The organism is Metabacillus sp. Hm71, from assembly GCF_051842955.2.
Lineage (GTDB): Bacteria > Bacillota > Bacilli > Bacillales > Bacillaceae > Metabacillus.
The window spans coordinates 3,940,851-3,965,574 of the sequence record NZ_CM200278.1; the positions used below are offsets into that span (position 1 = coordinate 3,940,851).

19 protein-coding genes are annotated in these 24,724 nt (G+C 32.7%); 2 read left to right on the top strand and 17 right to left on the bottom strand.

Annotation, left to right across the window (positions count from 1 at the left end; genetic code table 11):
• Nucleotides 1-53 precede the first annotated feature (53 nt).
• The 8 genes from ACSVDH_RS19510 to ACSVDH_RS19545 form a co-directional block, all read right to left on the bottom strand.
• Complete coding sequence (locus tag ACSVDH_RS19510; protein WP_439250178.1) at nt 54-194, bottom strand: paeninodin family lasso peptide; 141 nt, start codon at nt 192-194, stop codon at nt 54-56.
• Between the two features lie 17 nt (nt 195-211).
• Nucleotides 212-2,152, bottom strand: coding sequence for a lasso peptide isopeptide bond-forming cyclase (locus ACSVDH_RS19515; protein WP_439250176.1), 1,941 nt, complete (start codon nt 2,150-2,152; stop codon nt 212-214).
• A gap of 219 nt (nt 2,153-2,371) precedes the next feature.
• A complete protein-coding gene (locus ACSVDH_RS19520; protein ID WP_439250175.1) occupies nt 2,372-2,539 on the bottom strand; it encodes a hypothetical protein in 168 nt (55 codons plus the stop codon).
• A gap of 214 nt (nt 2,540-2,753) precedes the next feature.
• Nucleotides 2,754-3,806, bottom strand: coding sequence for a UDP-glucose 4-epimerase GalE (gene galE / locus ACSVDH_RS19525; protein ID WP_439250174.1), 1,053 nt, complete (start codon nt 3,804-3,806; stop codon nt 2,754-2,756).
• A gap of 399 nt (nt 3,807-4,205) precedes the next feature.
• Entirely contained in the window at nt 4,206-4,688 is a 483-nt protein-coding gene (locus ACSVDH_RS19530; protein ID WP_439250173.1) for a hypothetical protein, read from the bottom strand.
• A 31-nt stretch (nt 4,689-4,719) separates the two neighbouring features.
• Nucleotides 4,720-5,964 (bottom strand): PqqD family protein, encoded by a 1,245-nt coding sequence (locus tag ACSVDH_RS19535; RefSeq protein ID WP_439250172.1) that lies wholly within the window; start codon nt 5,962-5,964, stop codon nt 4,720-4,722.
• Nucleotides 5,965-5,976: 12 nt separating this feature from the next.
• A complete protein-coding gene (locus tag ACSVDH_RS19540) occupies nt 5,977-7,137 on the bottom strand; it encodes a HesA/MoeB/ThiF family protein (protein ID WP_439250171.1) in 1,161 nt (386 codons plus the stop codon).
• Between the two features lie 214 nt (nt 7,138-7,351).
• Nucleotides 7,352-7,495: an anti-repressor SinI family protein gene (locus ACSVDH_RS19545; protein ID WP_439250170.1), complete on the bottom strand. Its 144-nt coding sequence runs from the start codon at nt 7,493-7,495 to the stop codon at nt 7,352-7,354.
• A gap of 280 nt (nt 7,496-7,775) precedes the next feature.
• On the opposite strand from ACSVDH_RS19545, the gene ACSVDH_RS19550 reads away from it, so the two are divergent.
• Together ACSVDH_RS19550 and ACSVDH_RS19555 are read left to right on the top strand one after the other, a co-directional pair.
• Nucleotides 7,776-9,821: a response regulator transcription factor gene (locus ACSVDH_RS19550; RefSeq protein WP_439250169.1), complete on the top strand. Its 2,046-nt coding sequence runs from the start codon at nt 7,776-7,778 to the stop codon at nt 9,819-9,821.
• A gap of 557 nt (nt 9,822-10,378) precedes the next feature.
• Nucleotides 10,379-13,762 (top strand): chitobiase/beta-hexosaminidase C-terminal domain-containing protein, encoded by a 3,384-nt coding sequence (locus ACSVDH_RS19555; protein WP_439250168.1) that lies wholly within the window; start codon nt 10,379-10,381, stop codon nt 13,760-13,762.
• A gap of 422 nt (nt 13,763-14,184) precedes the next feature.
• Here ACSVDH_RS19555 and ACSVDH_RS19560 read toward each other — a convergent pair whose 3' ends face one another.
• The 9 genes from ACSVDH_RS19560 to ACSVDH_RS19600 all read right to left on the bottom strand — a co-directional run bounded on the left by ACSVDH_RS19560 (nt 14,185) and on the right by ACSVDH_RS19600 (nt 24,720).
• Nucleotides 14,185-15,333, bottom strand: a complete 1,149-nt coding sequence (locus ACSVDH_RS19560) for a glycosyltransferase (protein ID WP_439250166.1) — start codon at nt 15,331-15,333, stop codon at nt 14,185-14,187.
• Between the two features lie 181 nt (nt 15,334-15,514).
• Nucleotides 15,515-17,068 carry a lipopolysaccharide biosynthesis protein gene (locus ACSVDH_RS19565; RefSeq protein WP_439250165.1) on the bottom strand — a complete coding sequence of 518 codons (1,554 nt, stop codon included), beginning with the start codon at nt 17,066-17,068 and terminating at the stop codon, nt 15,515-15,517.
• A gap of 57 nt (nt 17,069-17,125) precedes the next feature.
• On the bottom strand, nt 17,126-18,013 hold the full coding sequence (locus ACSVDH_RS19570) for a glycosyltransferase family 2 protein (RefSeq protein WP_439250164.1): 888 nt from the start codon (nt 18,011-18,013) through the stop codon (nt 17,126-17,128).
• A gap of 36 nt (nt 18,014-18,049) precedes the next feature.
• Entirely contained in the window at nt 18,050-19,288 is a 1,239-nt protein-coding gene (locus ACSVDH_RS19575; protein ID WP_439250163.1) for a glycoside hydrolase family 88 protein, read from the bottom strand.
• 123 nt (nt 19,289-19,411) lie between these two features.
• Nucleotides 19,412-20,605, bottom strand: coding sequence for a glycosyltransferase (locus ACSVDH_RS19580; protein ID WP_439250162.1), 1,194 nt, complete (start codon nt 20,603-20,605; stop codon nt 19,412-19,414).
• Nucleotides 20,606-20,612: 7 nt separating this feature from the next.
• Nucleotides 20,613-21,779 (bottom strand): polysaccharide pyruvyl transferase family protein, encoded by a 1,167-nt coding sequence (locus ACSVDH_RS19585; RefSeq protein WP_439250160.1) that lies wholly within the window; start codon nt 21,777-21,779, stop codon nt 20,613-20,615.
• Nucleotides 21,780-21,794: 15 nt separating this feature from the next.
• Nucleotides 21,795-22,823, bottom strand: a complete 1,029-nt coding sequence (locus ACSVDH_RS19590; protein ID WP_439250158.1) for a glycosyltransferase — start codon at nt 22,821-22,823, stop codon at nt 21,795-21,797.
• A gap of 30 nt (nt 22,824-22,853) precedes the next feature.
• On the bottom strand, nt 22,854-24,056 hold the full coding sequence (locus ACSVDH_RS19595) for a glycosyltransferase (RefSeq protein ID WP_439250157.1): 1,203 nt from the start codon (nt 24,054-24,056) through the stop codon (nt 22,854-22,856).
• Nucleotides 24,057-24,084: 28 nt separating this feature from the next.
• Nucleotides 24,085-24,720, bottom strand: a complete 636-nt coding sequence (locus ACSVDH_RS19600) for an acyltransferase (protein WP_439250156.1) — start codon at nt 24,718-24,720, stop codon at nt 24,085-24,087.
• Nucleotides 24,721-24,724 lie beyond the last annotated feature (4 nt).

The following is a 24,724-nucleotide window of genomic DNA, read 5'->3' on the forward strand; positions in this document are numbered from 1 at the left end:
CCTCATACCTTTTTAGTACAAGGGCAAGAATAAATAATTCAAGTTAAAATATATTAGGACTCATGATGTGGGCCATATACAGGTTCTCCATTATAAGCCTCGTCATGATAACCTTCATAGCCTGCTGCCATTGTCATGTTAGTATCAAGTACTTCTAAGGATGGTTGTTTCCACGCTTTTTTTTCTTGATTCATGATAATATCACCTCCTTTCAACTTAGGTTGTTTTTCAAGAATCGATAAACAATTAAACTTCGGATAGCGATTCTATAATCTGCATTAGTAGCCAATTCAGGCCGAGGTCCTTCCTTAATCTTCGAAATTGCTGACTTAACTACAGTTGGATTTAAATATTCAAAAATTCTTGAATCCAATTCGAGATGTTCAAGCTCCTCAATAAACAGATTCCATGAAGGAGACATACGATGAACCCAATCTACTCCTTGAACTCCCCTGAATCGCTGGTTTAATCGAACTTTATCAGGGAGAAAGCCTTCAGTTGATCTTCTGATTAGTGCCCGATCTAATCCATTTTGGACATACTGTTCTTCAGGAACTGACAAACAAAACCGGATGACTCTCAAATCATTAGTTGGATCACGTTTCCACAGCGAATAACGTAAAGACAACTTAGTTCCGAGAGTATTCGTTGCATTCCAATGAAATAGTTCTTCAAAATGTCTATCCTTTTCTTTATATAAATCTGGAAAAGAGTGTCCTTGTTCCTTGATACCATGATGTTTGAGCTTATTGAAAACTCCAGTTTGATTAGCAAATTCTAGGTTAATTAACACACGAGACTGATAAGGCACGATTGATGGGGATAATCTGTTTATTAACGGAAATGCTATTTTTCCCACATATGTAAGAGTACGAGATTTTTTCACTCCAATATTTTCACTATAATGATTTAATTCTCTGGAAAGTCGAATCCACTTTAGCCTTTTTAATAACATAGCGTAATATTCCAATGCTGGTCCCCAAGAAATCGTCATATTACCTCTTCCACCATTTAAAAGGATACCAATTCCTTCTTCATGTGCCTTTTTATAGATTCCCTTTAACCAAATGGAATTTTCAAAAAATTTATACGGCATCTCCATAATATTAAGAAAGTCATTTACTTCATTAAGTGGATTTTCCCCATAAAAATCTAAATAATGTTCAGTAATTCCCTCAACATGCTTTACTGTCGATTCTATAAACTCCCTCTCATCTGCGAGCCTATATTTAGGTGTAAAATCAATAAAATCACTTGGCGGAACATAGCTGAATGTATGTAATCTCTTTCTTTCAGACCTTAAAGCTCTCGCAGCGAAGCTAACGACTGTACCTGAATCTAAGCCACCGCTCAAATGAGATCCTACATTAAGGTGAGTACGCAAACGTGATGTAACTGCGGTTTGAAACACATCACAAAATGCCTCTACATATTCTTCATTTGATGTTAGTTTTAATTGCTTTCCTGCAGATAAATCACAGTATCGCGAAAGTTTTACTTTACCGTCCGACACTGAAATACTATGGGAAGGAGGCAATTGTTCAATAGATTTATAAACAGTTATTGAGGTATCTACAGTATCAATCACACTGGAAATAGCCAAAAACTCAGCAAGCCATTGTTCATTTAGTTCCTTTAGTACATAGGGCAATGTAAACAACGGCTCTATAATTGTACAAAAGGCTAAGCGCTGTCGATCCAGGTAATAATAAAGAGTACGGCTACCTGAAAAATCTCTTGCTCCAAATAGCTTCTGTTTTCTCTCGTCCCAAATCATAAATGCGAAATCTCCGATTAAAAATTTTGGAGCATCTTCTCCCCATTTTTCATATGAAAGTAAAATCAATTCACTATCAGAAATGGTTTTTCTTTTATAATGAGTAACTTGTAACCTCTCAAAAAGCTCATCCCGGTTATCAATGATCGCGTCTGCCGTGATTAGCAATTGTTTTTCATAATCGTAATAAGGCAATTGCTCGCCAACTGATTCAGGGGTAATCCATTGAGAATGACAGCCAAAGAAAATACGCTCATTATGCCATATTTGAACATCGTCAGCGGGAAATTTTTGCAAAGCTTTCATGATCTCTTCGCCTTGTTCGATATTTATTGGTTCGTTATTAAAATGATAAATTCCAGCGATTGCACTCATTTTCCCACTCCTATTTCAAAACCGAAATCTGCTGACAAAAATCTTTTTGTTCTTTTTAAAGAACTAAATGATAATCTAAAGCTATTATTTTAAATTGTTATGAAGTCCCTTATTTTTCTAACAGATTATGCTTTAGAGAACGCTGCATATGGCTATATGTTGATAATCCTTTTTGATGATTTATGATTTGCTGTATTCGTTTTACATTTAATGAATGATTTACTCTCCTTGCCTTTGTTTCTGTAAGGTCATTTTTACAGTAGGGGCATATCCACTGAAATGTGTTATGACTACTGAATGAGGAACTTTTGCACCGTGAACATTGCTTGGTAAACAATGATTCCCCTCCTTTGCTGGCAGCACAAAGCTTCGTACTTTATTATCCATCCATAATTGTTTAACCTTAATGTTCTTAATAAAGAATATATATGTAGATTACCACGTTTCTAATTCCATTTTTAATAATGGTTCATTGATATCTTATATATTTCAACCAAAATCATTCTATATAAAGAACGATACTATATATTTTTAACGAACACAACTGTTTTTTAACGTTCTCGATAAAAATTTTTCTACAAATACGATATATAAACGATTACTATAATGGTGTGACACTTAGATTTTCCTGCTCTTTTACTTCTACATCATATCCACTTGGATTGTTCATTTGCCAGCGCCATGAATCTGAGCACATTTCATATAGCCCCTTTTGAGCTTCCCAGTTTAATTCTTTTTTTGCCTTTGAAGGATCTGCATAGCTAATACCGATATCTCCCGGTCTTCGTTCAATAATTTGATAAGGGATCGCCTGGCCTGTCACCTCTTTAAATGCCTCAATCATTTCCAAAACACTATATCCTGTACCTGTTCCAAGATTATAAGCAATTACTCCTGAAGATGACATGACTTTTTCAAGGGCCTTGACATGACCAGCTGCAAGATCTACAACATGAATATAATCACGAATTCCCGTTCCATCATGTGTATTATAATCATTACCAAACACCTTAAGTTCAGGTAATTTCCCTACAGCAACTTGAGTAATATATGGTACAAGATTGTTCGGTATCCCATTAGGATCTTCACCGATACGTCCGCTTGGATGAGCGCCAACCGGGTTAAAATAGCGTAACAACGCGATGCTCCAATTTTTATTTGATACATATACATCTCTTAATATTTCTTCTATCATTAGTTTTGTTCTTCCATAAGGATTAGTCGCTTGAAGCGGCAGCTCTTCAAAAAGCGGAACCTGCTCTTGCAAACCATATACAGTTGCTGATGAACTAAATACCATGTTATGTACATCGAATTCATTCATTACTTCACATAAGTTTAATGTACCCGTGATATTGTTATGATAATAGCGTAACGGTATCTCAACTGATTCTCCAACCGCCTTTAGCCCAGCGAAATGGATGACTGCTTCAATATCATTTTCTAAGAAAATGGATTGTATTTCAGCTTTATTCAACAAGTCAGTTTTATAGAATCTAAAATTCCTTCCAGTAATTTCTTTTATACGATCAAGGGTATGTATCTTACTGTTTACTAAATTATCGAGAACAATAATTTCATAACCTGCATTTAATAGTTCTACGCATGTGTGGGATCCGATGTATCCCGCTCCGCCTGTGATGAGGATTGCCATAGACTATTACCTCCCCAAAAAATATTATGATCATCAATATTTTCTCAATAAAGAACAAACACTCATAGAACTAGCCTATGAATAGTATATAATTCCTATTTCACATACAAAAAAACATTAAACTTAGAGCTTCCGTGATAAAAAACGCCCATCATGTTCTTTATAAAGAATACAATTACATTTTACACTCTTCCATTGTTTTAATCAAACATTTCTTTCAAATTTTAAAGGTGAAATGACAAAGGTTTTAGAAGCTTAACTTTTTTAATGGAACGAGGAAAGGACATATCTATACGTGGATATGTCCTTTTGGAGTATGGCCATTGTTCGTGGGAACGTTTCATAAATGATCTAAATGGTAAAATGCATAATATGTGCAGAAATACTTTATTTAAGAAGTCAATTCTCATAACAACTAGCATTAAGATTGGTAACTTCTGAAATCACATTTCCATCAGCATCAACCGTAACATGGAACGTGCCATGTATCATAAAATCAGAGCCCATTTGTCCAAGTGCTATGACATGCGAATGAAATACCCCTGACTGGGTTTGACCAGTTTTCACATTAAGGACAAGGTTATCCATTGCTGTAAGTACATACCTCACACCGCTCTCCATTCCAATTCCTTTGGCATTTGCATAGTTCCATTGAATTTTGATATGGTGACCGCCTTCTTGGTCAACCGTTACATTTTGAATATAATGAACATTTCCCTCAAAAGCGACCGATTCCTCACATGTTTCAAACGCCACATCGGTAAGAGAGATTTTTTCATTTGAACTATTTTCAGCATAGGCAGGTTTTAATCCAGACATTGTTAATAAAGAACCAATAAGCATGATGATGAGTAATCTCAAACCCTGTTTTATATCGATCAAACCCTTCTATTCAAAATAAAAAACGATTCAACTATCCATCTACTTCTGTGTTTTTCGCATATTTTCCCTTTTCGAAGCGACTATTTTGATATTTTTTTATCCAGGACCAGATCAATAAGGCGAATTCGATTAGAGAAAGAAGAAGAATAATGATGCCATCAAAAAAGTTCCATGAGATCATTTCACTATTGAACGTTTGAACAATCGCATCAGAAACAAAGGTAAATGTAAGAGGAAGTACATAAAAAAGAAAAAAAGCAATTGCCCAACAAACGCCGATTAGATAAAACCATGAATACCCTTTAACTATTTTCTTTTCATCCTTATCAATATATTCCCATTCTTCCAGCTGATGTTCCTTCATTAAATTAAGGCATTTTCTTATATATAAACGGCTGTTATGGAGTAAATTCTTACACTTAAACTTTGTAGTAAATGCGTAATAAACATCTGTTTCCATAAAAAACATTAGCTGGAAAGCCAGTGAAAATAATGCGTTTAAGTTACAAAATTTAATAAGCATAATCACTGCAGATGGTAATGCAAGAAAACCAACATCATGCAGCAATAAAAGCAAAACCCCAATCCCAAACATTCCGCCATCTACTGCCATTCCTGCAAAAATCGGCTTATATCTCTTTTTGGCTGGTAAAAGAATAATATTTGACATATCTGTTTCTGCCACAAGAAACACGAGCCTGTGGCTAATCCCGATTCGACTCGGAACACCTACTGAACGGCTGGCCATCAAGTGAGCTAATTCATGAAGGAATAAAAGGACCCAGCTTAGAATCATTCCTGCAGCTAACGATGAAACTAAAGATGATGAGAGGAAAAAATCAGAGTAAACAGGTATATACTTGGAATTCCATATACAAACGAGGAGTCCGAAAACAAAAGCTGCGGTCAAGAAAGCAAAGGTTAATGGGTTTAAAAAGAATTGGCTGGTCCTTTGACTAATCCAAGAAAAATGGCCCTTTAATTCCAACTTTTCGTTTACTACCTTCCCGTCTATCTGGTGTACTAATTGATATTCAGAAACTAAGTCTTTTGTAAAATCCAACACATCAACAAATTCACCCATCCGGTCGGAAGCAATTTTTTCCACTTCACCAATGGTTCTTCCTTCATTTAGAAGCGCAATAATGTCGATTGCAATCAAAGGCAGGATAATGTATTGACCAATATCTGGCCTTCCAATTAATACTTCTTCTTCATTTTCAGGTCTTTGTTGTAAATGATGCATCTGAACAACACTGTCTTTGGTTAATTTCACAAAAACACTCTCCTATCTTTTAACCATAGACCAGTTTTGAAACTTAACATCTTCCAAAATCTTAAACATGTCAGAATGGCCATGGCCACAAGTAGGACACTCATCGGATAAACGTTGCCATTCAAAGCGAACTTCACTTTTAAAGGTCCGGAAATCAAGATGGAGGATTTTCCCTGAAGAACTCGGTTCTCCTAACCCAGCAAGCAAAACTTTTGCTTCATGACTAATCATGCCGGTTATCATCATTAAATTTGGTGCAGTGGCCCAGTTTGGCGGTACAAAATTAGCGATAATCTTGAATTCTTCATGATCTTCTTCATTGTCTTCTCGATGGAGATGAATAAAATTACAGTCAACACACCCTGTTTTACCAGGAAGAATTGTATAAATATCTGCTGAAGAAATGTTCAGCCTTCCTGCAATAAATGGAATGTTTAACTTCACACAGGCTTTATTTACCCAGTGCGGCAATAAAAAAGGCGGCTGGTCGGCAGCAAGCAAAACCAAATCACTTCCTTGGATAAGATCTTCAACCATTTTGGAATGACTAATCATCGTAGAAACTGTTTCAATTTCCATTGCAGAATAAAATGAAGACATAAAGTTCTTTGCTTCCTCAATTTTAGACTGACCGATACTTTTCTCGTTAAACAGCATTTGACGGTTTAAATTACTTAATTCCACTGTGTCATAATCAATGAGCTTAACCTTTTTGACACCAAGTCCCGCTAAATTGAACAAAAGACTGCATCCAAAAGCGCCCATGCCAATAATCGTCACCTTTGCATTTTTTACTTGTTCCTGAATGTCATATGGGCTTTTTGAAAGATTTGCATAGTAGGAATAGTAATTGAGATTTCCTTTGAATCGCTCTTGTTCTACCGCTGTAAGCGATGTTTTATCCTTATATGATGCATCGATAAGGTAGCCCATGCTGTTTAATTCTTCAATGGCTTCAACCATTTCAAAAAAATGAATTTCAGGATAATCAACAATTAACTCTTGATAAAGTTGATTGAAGGTCCGTGAACCATCCATTAAGGTCATTAATCGATAGATGGCTCCATTAGGATCCTCAAGATCGATCGCATCCTCCATCATTCCTAGCCTAACCGTAGCTTCCTTTTTCTTATAATAAAGATGAATGGGTTTCATCATTGGTTTTTGTGGCAACTCTGTTCCTCCTCTTCATTTTTCATTTTTAAAGCCAATATTCCATTCTGACCGAAAGGAATATTGGCTTTAGCCTAATTAGCAGCAACCACAGCAGCAGCAGCACCCCGCAGCGGCCGTCGGCTTAATTTTCTCTACTTTTTTCGCTTTAATTTTCATTATTGTTCACCTCCTTTCAAAGGCTTCAACCATTTCTAACATTTAGTTGGAACAATCAACTTTTTATTTTTAGACCAACATTGTGATAGTTTCCTAAAAACCTTCGAATTTCTTCAAGACTAATCCCTTCATTTAATGCAGATAAAATCAGCTCTTCCCATTCAGGATCTATTGTTATTGGCTCCCCATTACCGTTCATCATTAGTACCCCCATTTATTGTCTTCATTCTAAATAAGCGAAAAAGAAAATTTTGATAAATTGCTTAGACACTCAAAGCAGATGTTCTTTATTACCAGCCCTCCTGCTTTCTGTTTTAAGAATAGCACGATCGCATTTTTTACATAATGATCCTTTCGGATATAAAATAGGTATCCAAAAGGATACCTTGTCGACAAACAAATATAGTCAATTTTCAGAAAATATGTAAAATAGAAAATAAAGGTTTAATTCCCCTAAATTGGAACAAGCGGGTGATAAAATGCTAAAAGAAGAAAAATTGGATGAAGTCCATCACAATTTATTAGTTGGACGTAAACAAGAGATTCAAACGTTCATTCAACTATTGGAGGAGACGATCCTATCCAAAAACATCATTAGTGTCTATGGCACTGCAGGAATCGGTAAAAGCTTCCTTTTAGACAAATTTGAAAGACTGTCACGCGAATATTCCGCAGTAACCATTACAATAGATAGCGAAGGTTTTGTGAAGACGCCTCATGCTTTCTGTGAACATATTCTCGACAAACTTCAGAATGAAGAGTCTTCGTTAGAGCCATCACAGATGCCTCTTACATGTGTTCACATACTAAACAAAGTTGCTGCACTTCAACGAGTCGTATTAATTATTGATGCATACGAGTATATGGAAAGTTTGGATCAATGGCTTCGAGACTATTTTTTAAAGCATCTTAGCAAAAATGTTCTCATAGTCATCGCTGGCCGTTATCCTTTATCACAAGCTTGGTTTGTTTCGCCCAGCTGGAGATCATCCATTGTTCGCATGCCATTATCTGAGCTGGATTATCAATCCGTGGCTCAATATGCGAAAAACAATGATGTAATGGATGAAGAAACCATTCAGAGACTGTGGCGTTATTCAAATGGTCATCCTTTAACACTATCTTTAACCGTTTTCCTCCACGGGCAAGATGGTTTTCAAGAATTGGCTTCCTCCATTGAAGATGACCTATCCCTTCCTTTCTTGGTGAATGAATGGATTCGTGAAGTTCCTGATGAACATATGCGTCCATTTATTGAGGCCTCTTGCATTCTTCGGCACTTTAATCAGGAAATGTTGTCATTTGTCATGGATCAAGACATATCAGCCTCGGAGTTTTATCAGTTGATACGCTTTTCGTTTATAAGAAAAGTGGATCGTGGATGGACCGTACATAATTTGATGAGGGATGCTGTCAATCGGGAGCTATTGGCGAGAACTCCCCAGCTGTATGAAAAAATCAGAAATCGAGCCTTGCAGTATTATTACAAATTACTTACAAAAAACAACAAACAATTACCGAATACACGTGACGCTGTTGAAGTGATGTATTACACTGGTGATTCATTGATTCGGGCATTAATGAACTGGATTGACCTGGCCCCTAAGAATTTTGAAGCAGTAGATAGCAAATCTTCACCTGAATTAGAGGCCTATGTCCAAAAGCGATTGAATCATGCCAAGGACACAAGAATTGAACTGTTCGATCCCTATTCGAACAAGCGGTTTGATTTTTTCCTTTCCGCTGAAGAAACATGTTTTACAGTAAAGCAAGTTGACTTCCATACACTTTTTTCTTTGGGATATGATGTCGTACGTATTATGAGGGACAATGCTGGTGAGATTATTGGGTTTGCTGTGATCATTCCAATCAATAGCAGAACTTTACCTTATCTAAAAAAGGCCCCTCGTTCATCAACTTATTTTAATCATTTATCACCAAACATGGAAAAACGTTTATCCGTTCCGGCAAATACCCGTGCAGGCTGGTTCATCGAAACCGTTGATACGCTCGATTATGGAGACTCTTCTCAACAGGCAGCAATTGGTCATTTACTTTACTCCTTGATTATTACAGGTGAATTAATTGTTGAGTCTCCTGCTCCGATTCCATATTTTATCGAATCACATTTAAGTTTGGGGTATGAAATCGTTCCTAACGGTTGGCACTACAATTATGACGGTAAAACGAAAACTCCGACTTTTGTGATTGATCTTCAGAGCGAAAACGTTGTGACCTATATCAATCGAATGCTCAAAATGACAGGTCAGGAATACATTGTACAATTACAAGAAGCATCACCATCACAAGTACAACAGGTTCCATCTGATCGGATCCTAGCCAGGAATGACATTACGCCTCGGGAAAAGGAAGTGGCAAAGCTAATTGAGCAGGGATATACGAATGCGGAAATTGCGTCTACACTATTCTTGAGTGAAGTGACGGTGAAGAAACATATTAAATCTATGTTTGATAAGCTTAATGCTAGTAATCGGACGCAGTTGTTGAAGAAGTTGTTGGAGTGAATGGGATAGTTTTATTAAATATTATTTCAGAATTAAAAGAGAAATATAGAACCATATTATGAGGTGTCAATTAGACACCTCATAAAAAATGTTGAATCTATTAAACAGATTTCCTTTTCCAATAACCATTACTCCTGAATCTATAAATCACTCTATAATTGCTTAAGAAATTTCTAAACAACTCCAATTCCATTTTACTTCGGAAAGAACTCACTCCTTATTTTTCACCTTTCACTAAGCTACTTAAAACATTCATATTAAGAGAAACACTCTTGTTAAAAAAATCTAGTTTATAAATGTAGCCTACCTATGTATCTAATTGATTTTATTAATTGGAAACTAACCTCTATCATTATGCAGGGCATTTTTTTCATATATTAAAAGTGTCCAACCGTTCTTCCTGTTTCAAACATATGATGTATTAGTAATAGAGAATTATTCATTTTTCACTAACGGACAAGTATATACATTAATGATTTAAAACTTAAGTAAGAAAGTGTTATACACGGTGGTTCCAAAGATAGTCTTAAAATGTGATTCAACGAGGATGATGAAAAATGTTTTTAGTAATAAAGGATTATTTTGAAGGTAACTCTACTATTAAAAAGTCGTATCAAGAGGATATGATGGGTTTTAGAATTACAAATGATCATAATTCTACCGACCTTACTTTTACAATCCATGGCATTACCATTTCAGTTAAACCAAAAGAAACGTTCAAGGGGAAATTCGCTCCATTTAGAAGCGTGGCTATTAACACAACTGTCCCTTATCGTGCCACCGTATTAACATCCCTCAATGGGACAGAACCCGACAACACTCCTCCAGAAGACGTTACAAATTTATCCGCAACCAATGCAACAGCTACCTCCTTAACTTTATCTTGGACGCCCTCGAAATCAAGTGACGTTACAGAGTATCATATTTATCAAGATGGAGCGTTTCTAGCATCAGTAACAAATACAAATATTGAAGTGACAGGCTTAAGTCCATTAACACAGTATACATTTCGAGTTGTATCTAGAGACAGTTCTGGGAATGAGTCAAGCGGGACCGAAGTTATTGTTACTACAGCAGCTGAAGATACTACCCCTCCTGTACTTACAATCACGTCCGGAGGAACTTTTACTGATACCCAAACCGTCACCATGACAACAGATGAAACGGCAACGATCTATTATACAACTGATGGAACTGAACCCACTTCTTCAAGTCTTGTCTATTCGGCCCCATTAACCTTATCAGAAACATCCACTATAAAGGCTTTCGCAAAAGATACAGCAGGCAATGAAAGTACTATTCAAACAGTAACCTATACGAAAATCGGGCTCATTACTGAAGGGCTTATCTTACACTATGACTTTACCAATAAAGCTGGAACGACCTCGAATACGATTACCGATAATGTAAATAATGTTCAGGCTACTTTGGTTGGGGTTACGCACGATGGTGTAACTGATGGATACGTAGATAATAAAGGATTATTATTGCAAGTTCAGGATTATGTACAGATTCCTACGAATACAAGTCCATTAAATCAATTAATCGATTTAAATGACGGTTTAACAATACAAATGATTAGTTATGATACGAATGGTTCACACTGGAGAACAGAGGATTTAAAGTTTAACTCCGCTAAGTCTGGTTCGTTTACAAAATACAAAAAAACAGATGGTAGTGAAGGATCTAGAAGTATAGATTCCTTTTGGTTTGATGACAGCACTGGCTACAGGCAAAGTTACCAAGAGTGGGTAAATCCAATCGGGTCCAATGCTGTAAATGTATTCACATTAAGAATAAATGAAGATAACACAGCAAGCATTTTTATTAATGATGCTATTAATGCAAATGGACGAAGACCTGTTCCACAAGACTTTGTATCCTATATTAATTCTATGGCTTTATCACCACTTCAATTAAGACGAAATTATGTAGGACATAACACAGCTCCTGAAACATTGGTTGCTTTTGTCATTTATAATCGAGAGCTTACAGATAATGAGGTAAGAAACAATTATCTTTTTTTTCGAAATGAGGAGCCGCTAGAAGGTATATCAGTGAATCCTGCTAATGTGCAATTAAACCCCGGGGAAAGTCAACGGCTTGTCGTACAAGGGTTACCTAATCGGTATACAGAACTATTAAGCATCACATTTCAAAGTGGCAATGAAGGATATGTAATTGTCGATCAAAATGGATTACTAACTGGGGTTTCTGATGGGGAAACAAATGTATCAGTTACTGCTACTTATAAAGACCAAACCTTTACAGAATTTGTACAAGTAAAGGTAGGTGGACAGATTGTCTCTCCTCCTTCATCTAATAGAACCATAGTTGGGATGTCTATTAATCGAAAAACTCATACTCTTCAGGTAGGAGAAAATTTCGTTGTCATGGCTACTGCTTTGTCCAGTGGGCTTCTATATGATATTTTTCATGATAATATTGTCATTTGGGAAAGCTCTGATCCAAGTGTAGCTAAAGTCCAATATGGAGTAGTAGAAGGTGTTTCCCCAGGAACTGCGACACTTACTGCTTATGATGCAACAAAAACTTATTCTGAGAGCTTCGATATTACCGTTGTTAATAAGATTGAAGCTCCTTTGACGGAGTCAGAAATCTATTATGTTGATGTTAATAATTTTTCGATAAAATTAGATAACACAGATTCTACTAATACAACTAATGGTATTCAAAATGCTTTAGATCACGCCGCTGCTAATGGATATAAGAAAATTGTTTTTCCAAAAGGAACATATTTAATTAGTCCCGCAGTAAGGACCATTTATCCACCATCAGATATGATTATTGATTTTAGTGATTCCATCCTTAATATTGAACCTAGTGTATTAACTGCTACAGGTTACAAAATGTTTTATTTTACTAATGTTAAAAACACTAAATTAATAAGAGCAAATGTATATGGAGAACGGGATTCTACAACGATTCAGAATTCCGTGGAAGGTTGTTTAAGTGTTCTAATTGATGATTGTATGAACACAGGCTTAGAATCCTGCACTTTTAGTAAGTCACCTGGATTTAATGTAATTACCGGAACCCTCCCAAATAGAAATATGGGAAAAATCACTCAAAGTATTTCTGTCAGCAGATTTAATTTTGAAGCAGGAAATCTAGATGAAAACGGAAATATCGATAATAGTAAGACAACAAATTATTATAGATACAATCAGTACATGGATGTATCTGGTTTAGGCGAATACTATTTGCTAGGATATACTCAGGGATACCATGGTTATCCTCATTTAAGATCAAGATTATATTCTATTCATTTTTATAACGAAAACTTTACTCATATAGAATCACAAATGTACAATTTGCAATACTATAATTACCCAAAACCTCCCAATGCTAAATACGCTAAAATTGTCATTTACCAAGAAGCTCCTCCTTCATCAGGGGACAGTGACTTTAATGGTGCTGTCGCTTTTCTGAGAACAATTGGCATGCCAAGAAACTGTTACATCAAAAACTGTACGTTTAAAGACAACTTTAGTACAGGTCTTGCTATGTGCGGTGGGCAAAATTGGATTATAGAAGGGAATACGTTTTCTAATAATGGCGGTAGAATGCCTGGTTGTGATATTGACTGGGAAGATGGATGGGAGCATATGGTTGGGGATGTCTTAAAAACAAATACCTTTAACTCAAGAATAGGTGTTCTTTTTAGCGCTGGCAGCAGTTTAGCTGCTTTCAATAATACTTTTAATCAATCGACAATGACGGTATGGAGCAGAACGCAGAACTTCAGAATATTCAATAATGTATTTAATGGAAAAGGTTCCTTGACAAATGACTTTAAAACGCAAGGTGATTCTGTTTTGGCTAGAAATATCTTCACTAATAATGCGACTTACTCTACAGGTATTCATCATTCCGGGGCTTCCTATAAAGTCCATGAAATTTTTAATAATGTTGTTTAATAACAATTTTTGTTCCACTATCACATATATGTGCATAAATGGCTTTTAGAAAAAATATTTTATTTGTTTTACTTTAACCTTTAGTTGAATATAAAGGAGGAATTTGATTTCTCTCCTTTATATTATATTATTATTATGTTTTTATTAATTAACTCTATAATGCATGTTTTAACCATAAGAGGTTTTAGGCAAAATAATAAGGCCTTCAATAATTACTATGACACTTGCTATTGATACTACAAGGTCTCCTTCATATAATTATTATGTCATGGAATCATTAAATTAATAATAAATCTTTTTTGTATCAGTGCTATCACCGACAAATTCTAGATTTAAGAGATCAACAAAAACACTTAAGTACTTCTAACTGTATTATTGCATACTACTCCACCTTTATTAATTATGTCTAACTAAGTGTAACTTTAATTAAAACGAGGTTTAAATGTTGGTCCGTCTAATAACGTCTCTACATCTGCCATTCTATTTATTAAAGAAAAGAATTCTTTACGTTGCTGTGCCTGTTTATGGTAATACTCCAAATCATGAGGTTTTTCCAATACTTTTTTTATAGCTTGTCGCAAGCCATCTTCACTATTTTCACATATGAATCCACATTCAAGTGTTCCAAATATTTCTTGCATGCCCGAACAATCTGTAGTAATTACAGGTTTACCCAGTATTATTGCCTCAATTACAACTGTGCTTAAACCTTCCTCATAAGAAGAACAAATCATATAATCAGCAGCTTTAACATACGGATATGGATTAGCTTTTTGTCCTAAAAATTGAATTTCTTGTTCCATATGATATCTTTCTACCAATACTTTTAGATGATCTCGGTTTTCACCATCTCCAATCATCCATAAACTAAACGAATAGCCCTCCCTTTTACATTTTGCTAAAGCAGAAATCAATCTTTCGTATCCCTTTACAGCTATTAAGCGTCCCACTGTTACAAATTGAATTACATTTTGCCGCTTAATTTCTTCTTTTTGGGCCTTATTATAAATCAATTCATTTTGAATCGGATTATATACGCAATGTGGTTCAATTTTGGGAAAAATAACATTAAACGATTGGCATACTGCCTTTGAAACCCCGACTATCTGATTAAAGGATTTATAAATTCTTTTCTTTTCTTCAATTTGGTTTGTAGTTAAATTCTCGTATAACCGCTGCTGATTTGTATGTAACCATGCTATTTTATAACTACTTTGGGGTGAGAAGCTTACAAATTCCGTCGGCCAACCTTCATAAAAGGCTATTTCTATATCGTATTCATCTTTTATTAAATAACGGTACATTTTACTCTTTGGAATATGTGCATATAAATAATTAAAAAGTCGATATACTAACATATTGGTATTATCAATTAAGTACTTATATTGTACATGACATTTAAATTCCTCTTCAAATTGAAAATAATAATTAGAATATACACTTTTTTTAAACAGTGTAATTACTGTAACTTCATATTTATCAGGATTTAAGTTATTTACAAGGTCTATTAATACCTTCTCCGCTCCTCCAACCACCATTGACTCGATATAAAAAGCAATTTTCTTTTTCATATCATCACATCTTTCCTCATTTTCCTCCTAATACTAAGGTAACTTTATACAAGAAGTACTTAATAAGTTCTTGTCGATCTTGAAATTAATATGGTAACAAAAACTTTCCTACTAATTATAAACTTTCAGGACCGCATTACGGCAATAATTTATAATAATGTTTATGTTTTTATCATCTTAATTAACTGGCATTTCTAATTTTTTTCTTTAATTTTATACTACTGTAGAATGTATCCATAATTGTCTTAACAATACTAAACAAGTAATTAAATTCTTCTAATTTATAAAAAATACATATATAAACAAAATTTGGTACTATTAAACAAACAAAAGCTCTTATTATTAGACTAAAAAGATCTCCAGGTTGTATAAAACTGCAAACTAAATAAGTTAAAATATAAGTTCCAATCCCTATAGTAGTAAAAAAAGTATACTTTAGAAAATATTGACTCACAGGTTGATAAAAAACTTTTTTATATACTAAATAAGGAGTGGTCCAAAACGGAATAGCTAGCGAACTTACCAGAGTACCTATAAATACACCTGTAATTCCCATTACCTGTACTAAAAGAATTGAAACAATTAAATTAATGGCTGCCTGACAAAGAGGTGCAAATCGATCTTCATGGAAAATACCTGAAGTAGTTTTTACTGTAGAAATAGAATTCCTCATACCTCTCTCATAAAAAATTATCATTAATACTAATAGCAAGCCTTCCTCAAGGAGAAATTCGGAACCAATCCACAGAGTAATAAAATCTTCTAACATAATCGTTAAGAAAATGGTGAAAAATGAATACAACCAGAAATTCACAAGTCTATATGTTTTATATACACTGTATACTTTTTCGGCAGACTCTTTAGCTACTAAATTTCCTACACTATGATAAATATTATTAAATATCTGATTGATAAAAGTTCTACAAATTTCAATTAACATATTATAATTTGAATAAAGACCGACCGCCGCTACACTTACAAATGAAGAAATGATAATATTATCTGTTCCAAATATAAAGTAATTCCCAATATTTTGAATAACAATAGCTCTAACATTTTTAGTGATGCCTTTTCTTGTTTCATTGTCTAATTTGCCTTTCACTTTTTTCTTTAAATATGGGTACATTTTATTAACAATAATGGCCAAAATGATCGAGTTAGTAATGGTAATAGCACTATCAATAATTAAATACAGAATATAATCTTTTGTATAATGAAGAACTCCTATTTTAATTAAAACTGATAATATTGATGAAACCGAGTAAATACCCGTTACTATATATCCTTTTTGACAAATATTTAAAAATGAGTTTTTATGCACATATAAATAGGGTGCTACTGTGTTTAACAAAAATATAAGATAAATTAAATGGAGGTCTTCAACATTTGTATCTCTAATAAAGAAGTCAAGGAATGGCATAAATGAAAGTCCCAGGACTAAAATAATTAATGCAATAACCATATATGTGTTTCTGTAAAACTTCATTAATACACTGATTTTATGGTAATCCTTTTCGGCCACTGGTTTATATAAACTATATATAATACTTGTACCTAATCCTGCTTCAGCAATTGTAAGCATAGCCAATATATTGGTAAATAACCCATTGACACCTAGATATTCTATACCTAATGTATTAATAAATACAGTTCTTGACACAAAGCTTAATATGGTAATTATCATTTGGTTCGCTAAACCAGCACCAACATTTATTAAAGAATTTTTAACTCTCATCGTTTTCTCCATATACAATACAAAAAACCCATAACCATATTTATGATTATGAGCTTTTTATAAATTAGTTTTTTTCAACAAAAGATTTTTAGACTTAACTAAAGATATAGCTGTTAAAAGTGTTAATGTATTAATCTCTAAATTTTTTGCCACTTGATTTAAACCTAATTTTCCCTTTACAAATTCATAGTATAAGTGATAATAGGAAAACCTAGCTTTTAAATTACATTTATAGTACTTAATTTGTTGTTTAATATAAACAGCTGTTCCTTTAGGATTTTTAGAAAATACTTCTCTCATATTTTTTGTTAACCCATCTTCTAAGTAATCGCATATATAAATTGTTTTATTAAACCATCTGATTTTGTAGCCATCATAAGCCATTCTATCCCATACTGTTGCTTCTGTAATAAATTTTTCTCCCGCTATCTCATCAAATTTATATTTTTTTAGGATATTCGTATAAAAGACTTCTGCTTTATCACCTGTAATGTTAAATTTGGTTCGTTCAAGTGAAGTAGCATCGACGTAATCTCCATCAAAAGTGGTTCCTATATAATCTGAACTATTTTTCCCCCTATTTCCTGAAATACCACAGAAAGATTCGTTATTTTCCAAGGTTTGCTCCCAGGTTATTATGGACTGTAAGGCATCATTAACTAGATAATCATCAGAATCTACAATAAAAAATAATTCACCTTTAGCTAAATCAGTTGCTTTGTTTATGGCTCGATGTTTACCACCGTTTTCAACCTTGTAATATCTAATTACAAATAAATTTTTCTCTTCAAACCATTTTTCAAACAATTCTTCCGTTGTATCTGTAGATCCATCATCAATGACTAACCATTCAAAATCTGTAAAAGTCTGCTGCTGTAAGGATCTATATAATTTTTCAATGGTATATCCTCGATTATAGGTTGGAGTAAACACTGTGATTTTCATTTTATACTCCTTTTCATATCAGGTAATTTCTTATACTTATTTCTTAAATATTTCTTTATCTTCATCAAATTCATATTTAGTAATACTGGAAAGCTTAAAATTGCTTAAATAATAATTTATACATCTAATAGAAAATCCTTGAGTAAAAGGCAAAATATCGAACAATGTAGAATATACACCTATATCCTTTGTATCTCCTTGAGAGAAATCAACAGCTCCATTTCTTCTCGTTACCATCATTAGGTAATTTATAGCAGATTTAGAACTAGACAAACAAGATTCTGAAATATCTTGAATTTTTGCTGCATTTAACATAAACCATCCTAATGTGGCTGTTGTTGAAGAATCTGATCTACTTTCATTCCGAGTAACACTCCAATTCCAACTACCATTCTCTTGTTGAAAGTTCATTGCAGCGCTAGCAAACCTCTTAACACTTTTCTCCAGCTCTTTTTTATATTCGCAATCTTCCGTTAATTGATTCCATGAATCTATAAGACCTATAGCATACCATCCAAGGCCTCTACCCCACCCAAATAAACCAAGTGGAATTTTATTTTCAATTTTATAAACATGACAAGGAATAAAATACTTATTTAACATTCCATACGTTTCAAATTCTCTTATTTGTTTAATTGCTAATTGAATACATTCTTCTTTTTTATATTTTAATCCATAACTAACTAAGAAAGGACAAATGAACCCTATTGTATCAACATATCGGTAACTTTTCATAAATTTTCGATACTCAACGGTACCATCTTCACCAATATGGTCACTTATTAAATTCCATATTTCATCGAATGCTGCTTTGTACTCGTCATTATTAATAAAGTCTAATTTCATAATCGCGTAAGCAAGTATAGCACCATCTATATATTTCGGGATAACCCTCCACTTTCCGTTCTTATGAAATTTTTTATTTAAATAATTTAATATTGCATTTTCTATTTCTTTATCGGTATTTTCTTTCAAATACTCAGATAAACCAAGGAGCAGTGATGCTTCCTGCCAATGTTGAATTGTATTATTGGAATAATTACCTTTTAACATATCAATCACTACTAATCTTGTGTTATCAGTAACCTTTATTTTGGGTGTATGTAATAGCCAATCAGTACCTTTTTTTGTAATTGCATTATTCCATATATTTTTATCTTCATACCTTCCAATGTGAATTCTAAAAATCCAGTTTTTAATTTGTGGATTTAAATCGATCATAATAACAATAAAAATAATAAAAAAAAGGAAAATACTTAAAATTTCATATATCATTTTAAAAAATCCTTTCATTTTATAAACAAAACCTAGGTATTTTACTTCCCAAACTCATAACCCAATTCTTGGCATTGTTTCATACAATAATCCTTGATATATTCCTCCCATTATCAATTGTTATCAACCTAATAGCTTATAAAGCTTACTTATCTCATCTTCCGTACTTAAGTTTAGTTTAGATAAATTATTAGTTATCCTTTCCCTTAGATCAGGATTTATGATCATTTTTTCAATACCTTCTGCAATGCTTACTGGATCCATTTCCACAATTAATCCATCTACATAATTAGTTATCTGATCTTTAGCTGTACTATAATTTGTTACAATAATTGGCTTACATAATATCTTTGCCTCATCTATTGCTATAGATTTCCCCTCAAATCTAGATGTTTGAGCATAAATATCTGCATGTTGTATATATGGATAAGGGTTTGATTTAAGTCCTAATAACTTAAAATGTTGAGCCATATTATATTTTTTAATTAATTTCGATAGTTTCTCCCTCTCATCCCCCTCACCTATTACATTCCATCTTATATTCAAACCTTTTTCAACTAGAATTTTACAAGCCTCAATTGCTAACTCGTATCCTTTTTGATAATGTAATCTTCCAATTGTTAGAATGAAAATTTCATCATTTTTCTTAGAAGCTAGATTATATTCTTTATGATTTGCCATTGATTTTATCATTGAAGGTGAGACGATGTTATAGATTACTTTTACTTTTTCCTTTTCTGCGGGAAATCTTTGTTTTAAAACCGTGGCACATTCCTTTGATACTGTTACTATGTGATCTAATTTATTAAAATAATTAGCATCAAAATTAGGATCCATCCCAAGCTTATCGTAATCAATATGAATCCAGCCAATTTTTTTTGACGAACTTACTTTATCAACACTATAATAAGTAGACGATTTTTCTAAAAAGCCTATCGTAACATCATATTTTTTCTCTAAACAACTGAGAGATTTAGATAAATATCTCCAACTGTATTGTTCTTTTATTGATGTATCTTTTATTTTTTTATTAATATAGGAAAACATTATTCTGTTAAAAGCAATTATGGGTTTTCCTTTTATTAATAGTTTCATAATTGCATGTAACAATGGTTGAGTAAAAATACGATATGTTTTTGGTAAAGGTAATACATGTACCTGGTTAGGCAAAAACTCCATGAATAATCCTTCATGATTAAATAAAAATAAATCTACATTATATCGATCATAGTCAATTTGAGACAATAGGTTAACTAAGCTTTTTTCACCGCCTCCAGCAGCTAAACTCGGAATAACAAATAATAAGTTTTTTTTCATGTATCCCTCAGCCTTCTTCCGCAATTTCGTATAAATATTCTACAGCTTTATACGATTTTCTCTTAATATGAGGAATTGATTGTTTTAACTTATTAATAATTACGCTTTCTTCGTCTAACAGCTGGTCAAATGTAGCTTTTAATTTTTCACTATCAGATAATTCTACTAAGTTTAAGACAAATCTTTCTTCTCCAAATAAATCTTTTGATATTCCTTTAGACTTTACACTGTATCCTAATACCATGGTAGGAACATGACTAGAATAGGCTGCAATAGTTGCATGAGTTCTTGCACCAATAAAGAATCTCATCCTAGCTATATACCCTTTGTACTGTATGGCGTTTAAATTATCTGGCAAAATGATGACTCTTTTTGTATCTTTGAACTCCAGAAAATATTTATATAGAACCTCATAATCATTGTTCCCTTCTGAAAACACATGTGGTGTAAGTGCGATTGTGTAGTCAGTTGTATTTAAAATATGATTAATTAATTCTTTTACAGCGAACTGTGAATCCTTATTTCTTTTCCACACAAGGGGACTAAAGTTTAATCCAACTGTCCCGTTTTCTTTCCATCCATTTGGTAATGGAAGTTCTTCTTTTTCCATTGTAAATGCAGGATCTGCACAGAGTTTCACATTTGTTAATCCCTTTTCTAACAACATGTTATATGTCAACGTTTCACGAGCTAAAATCAAATCAAATAGCTTTAAATCATTTAATGTTCTATCAGTCATGTCTTCTTTCCCAATTGAACATCCCCATAAAACTAACTTTTTCCCTTGCTTTTTAATCGCCTTATCAATCTCATACAGTCCAGGTTGTTCACCATAACAATAATTATCTCCACCGATTGACAGGCAGATATCAGAATTTTTTATATGTTTTATCGTATTATTTTCTGTAACCCTTATTCCATATGATTCATCATTAAATAACTTTAATTTTATTGATGATAAAAACCAATCGTAAGAAAATTTTTTAATTTGATAACCAGAACTATCATAGATCCCATCAAGCTTTGTTATGATTTGATCAGTCTCTGGTTTACCTGATGCCAAATAAACCTTTGCTCCATTTATTTTTTCTTTTATAATATTCGTAGAAGAACGAACAATAGCTTCACAGCCCTTATTAAGACTACCGCCGTGGGCAAACATTAAAATGTTCATTAATAACATCCTTCCTTAATTATTTCTAAATCTGCTGTATCCCACTGTAAGATATAAACCAAAGGTAAATTTATATTTAACTAAATTAATAACAACTCTCTCATATCTCCCTAAACTTTTATAATTGGAAATATAAAATGTTTTTAATGCCTTTCTTACATCTTTGTTATTAATCATATTACATATGTATTTATATCTATTAGTAAAGTTAATTTCTTTAGTTGGTGTAAAATAAACATGTATGTAAGACATTACATTTTTTATTAATTTTATCGATTTCAATTGTTGTATTTTCATTTCATCAATTTTCCCTTGTATTTCAGGAATTTCTAAATTATATACTTCTATAGCTCGATTAAAATAATCTTTTTTTGATATATTCCTCGTTGCACTGCCTATCACTTCTCTATAGTGATAACCAGAATAATTAATATATTTAAAAGAGTTTGCATAACAAAAAAAACGGATGTTAAACAATCCGTCTTCTCCTAGTGCTACTTTTTCGGGGAACATTATTTTGTTTTTATTTATTATTTCCCTTCGATAAAGTTTATTAACTGCAGTATTCAAATTATCGTTTTTTAAAAAATATGGTAATAGTTGCTGTTCTATATACGTTTTATCTAGTTTTGTATCATTTGAAAATGGGTAGGTTGTAACGAACTTATTACCATTCATTTCATATTCTAAATTAGAAATAATTGCATCACAATCATCTTGTTTTACACTAGTATAAAGAACTTCATACATATTATTTTTAATATAATCATCTGAATCAACAAAGCCAATATATTCCCCAGCTGCTATTTCCAATCCTCGATTTCTAGCAATACTAACACCTTGATTTTTTTGATTAATTATTTTAATTCTATGATCTAATTTTCGATAACGCTCAATTATTTTTAGACTCTCATCCTTTGAACCATCATTAATAAAAATAAATTCACACTCTTTTAATGTTTGGGCTAAAAGTGATTCAATACAATGAGCAACATATTTTTCTGCGTTATAAACAGGGATAATTACACTCACATTAACGCTCATAGTTTACTCCTTTTTATAAATAAATTTATATCAACCAATCAATTGATATAATTTACTTAATTCTTCAGTATTGCTATAATCAAATTTATATAAATTTTCTATCAGTCTATCGCGTTGTGACTTATTTTCTACCAATTTCTTAATTTCTTTAGATATCCCCTCAACACTTAAATCACATATAATGCCTTCAACTCCGTCAATTAATTGACTTTTAGCAGTTGGATAATCCGTAATAATGATAGGTTTTTTTAATATTTTTGCTTCAGTAACCGTGACTGCTTTTCCTTCGTACCTTGAAGGTTGGACATATAGGTCACAAGCTTTCATGTATGGATATGGATTTGTCTTTTTTCCGAGTAATATAAAACTATCTTCAAGATTATGACTAGATATCAACTCAGTTAATTCCTTTTCATAGCCACCATAACCAATAACATACCATTTAATTTTTGTTAAACCTTTATCGTGTAGCAATCTTAAAGCTTTCACAGCCATATCAAAACCCTTTACATAGGATAATCTTCCGACAGATAAAATGGTAAAATTCCCTTCACCATTATTCTCTGTAAAAGGTATATGATCTTGTGCCAAATTATTGATAAAGCTCGGTGAAGTGATATTTTCCATTGTTAATACTTTTTCTTTAAGTTTTGGGTATTTCATTAAAAATGAATTGGTACATTCATTAGAAATAGATATTATATAATTGAATTGCATCCATACATTTAAATCTAATCTATTATCTATTTCTAACTTACTATAATCCGTATGAATCCAGGCAATTTTCTTATCAGCATTTACGTTTTTTGCGACAATATCATGTGGCCATGCATAGCTAATTGCAACATCATATCTATTTTTAAATCGAGGCAAAAAGAAAGAAGAGTATTTTTGGACTAGCTGCATTTGAATATATCCTGAACCTTCTTTTAAGTCTCTTGATCTAGCTTTTGCTTCAGCAATAAATTTACTGCCTATCCTTATGATAGATGTTGTATATTGTCCTTCTTTTAAACATTGTTTCACTGGTTTTCTAAAAACTGAATACTTATTTATTTGAGGAAGAATATTTACCTTATTGGGTATTTGACTCAATAAATCTCCTTTATGTTCACATATAAATAAATCTACATTGAAATTATGATAATCAAAACTTTCAAGCATATTGATTAAACTTCGTTCAATACCGCCAATCTCCATATCAAAAACTGAAATCAAAATATTCTTTTTCATATATTCCCCTCTAAAAAGAAAGTATTTTTTAGTTTGCTTTAGGTACGTAATTGTCTTTCTTTATGATATTTTTTATCATATTATCCCTTTTATTAATAAATAAACTATTTGAAGGTACTTCACCTTTTACAACACTTCCTGCTGCTATTACTACGTTATCTCCGATAAACGTATCTCTTAGAATTACAACATTTGAACCTATCCAAACATTTTCTCCAATTATTACTTGACCTCTAATAAGATGGTCACCTGCTGTACTTTTATAATTGTGATCATGATCATTTATACAAACATTTGGAGCTATTTTTGAATTTTTTCCAATTACAATCTTATTCACACAATTTATATTGCAATTATCATTTATAAAGACATGATCATCTATAAATAATTCTCCATTAAAATCAATTCTAATACTTGCATTTTTCCTGATAAATACAAATTTCCCAATATTCAATTTTGAATTTTTGTTAAAAATCTCTATTTTACTTTTTGTTTGTAGAGAATAAATAGAAGACTTAATGTTTTTAAAATAGAGTAATTTATAAAACATTCCTCGTATAATCCCATTTAAATGTGATAAATTCATCAAAAAAGAATAGTAAATTCCTCTAGCTCGAATTTCAGAAACAAGAGTTCTTACAATTTTTGTTAATGTATAAGCCACGACA

Excerpts from the sequence above, each read along its gene's own strand:
- ACSVDH_RS19555 (WP_439250168.1), top strand. The coding sequence starts at position 10,379 with ATGTTTTTAGTAATAAAGGATTATTTTGAAGGTAACTCTACTATTAAA.
- ACSVDH_RS19580 (WP_439250162.1), bottom strand. The coding sequence starts at position 20,605 with ATGAAAAAAAACTTATTATTTGTTATTCCGAGTTTAGCTGCTGGAGGC.
- ACSVDH_RS19560 (WP_439250166.1), bottom strand. The coding sequence starts at position 15,333 with ATGAAAAAGAAAATTGCTTTTTATATCGAGTCAATGGTGGTTGGAGGA.
- ACSVDH_RS19545 (WP_439250170.1), bottom strand. The coding sequence starts at position 7,495 with ATGAACGGTAATGGGGAGCCAATAACAATAGATCCTGAATGGGAAGAG.
- ACSVDH_RS19550 (WP_439250169.1), top strand. The coding sequence starts at position 7,776 with ATGCTAAAAGAAGAAAAATTGGATGAAGTCCATCACAATTTATTAGTT.
- ACSVDH_RS19515 (WP_439250176.1), bottom strand. The coding sequence starts at position 2,152 with ATGAGTGCAATCGCTGGAATTTATCATTTTAATAACGAACCAATAAAT.
- ACSVDH_RS19595 (WP_439250157.1), bottom strand. The coding sequence starts at position 24,056 with ATGAAAAAGAATATTTTGATTTCAGTTTTTGATATGGAGATTGGCGGT.
- ACSVDH_RS19565 (WP_439250165.1), bottom strand. The coding sequence starts at position 17,068 with ATGAGAGTTAAAAATTCTTTAATAAATGTTGGTGCTGGTTTAGCGAAC.
- ACSVDH_RS19570 (WP_439250164.1), bottom strand. The coding sequence starts at position 18,013 with ATGAAAATCACAGTGTTTACTCCAACCTATAATCGAGGATATACCATT.
- ACSVDH_RS19590 (WP_439250158.1), bottom strand. The coding sequence starts at position 22,823 with ATGAGCGTTAATGTGAGTGTAATTATCCCTGTTTATAACGCAGAAAAA.
- ACSVDH_RS19510 (WP_439250178.1), bottom strand. The coding sequence starts at position 194 with ATGAATCAAGAAAAAAAAGCGTGGAAACAACCATCCTTAGAAGTACTT.
- ACSVDH_RS19575 (WP_439250163.1), bottom strand. The coding sequence starts at position 19,288 with ATGATATATGAAATTTTAAGTATTTTCCTTTTTTTTATTATTTTTATT.
- galE (WP_439250174.1), bottom strand. The coding sequence starts at position 3,806 with ATGGCAATCCTCATCACAGGCGGAGCGGGATACATCGGATCCCACACA.
- ACSVDH_RS19520 (WP_439250175.1), bottom strand. The coding sequence starts at position 2,539 with ATGGATAATAAAGTACGAAGCTTTGTGCTGCCAGCAAAGGAGGGGAAT.
- ACSVDH_RS19585 (WP_439250160.1), bottom strand. The coding sequence starts at position 21,779 with ATGAACATTTTAATGTTTGCCCACGGCGGTAGTCTTAATAAGGGCTGT.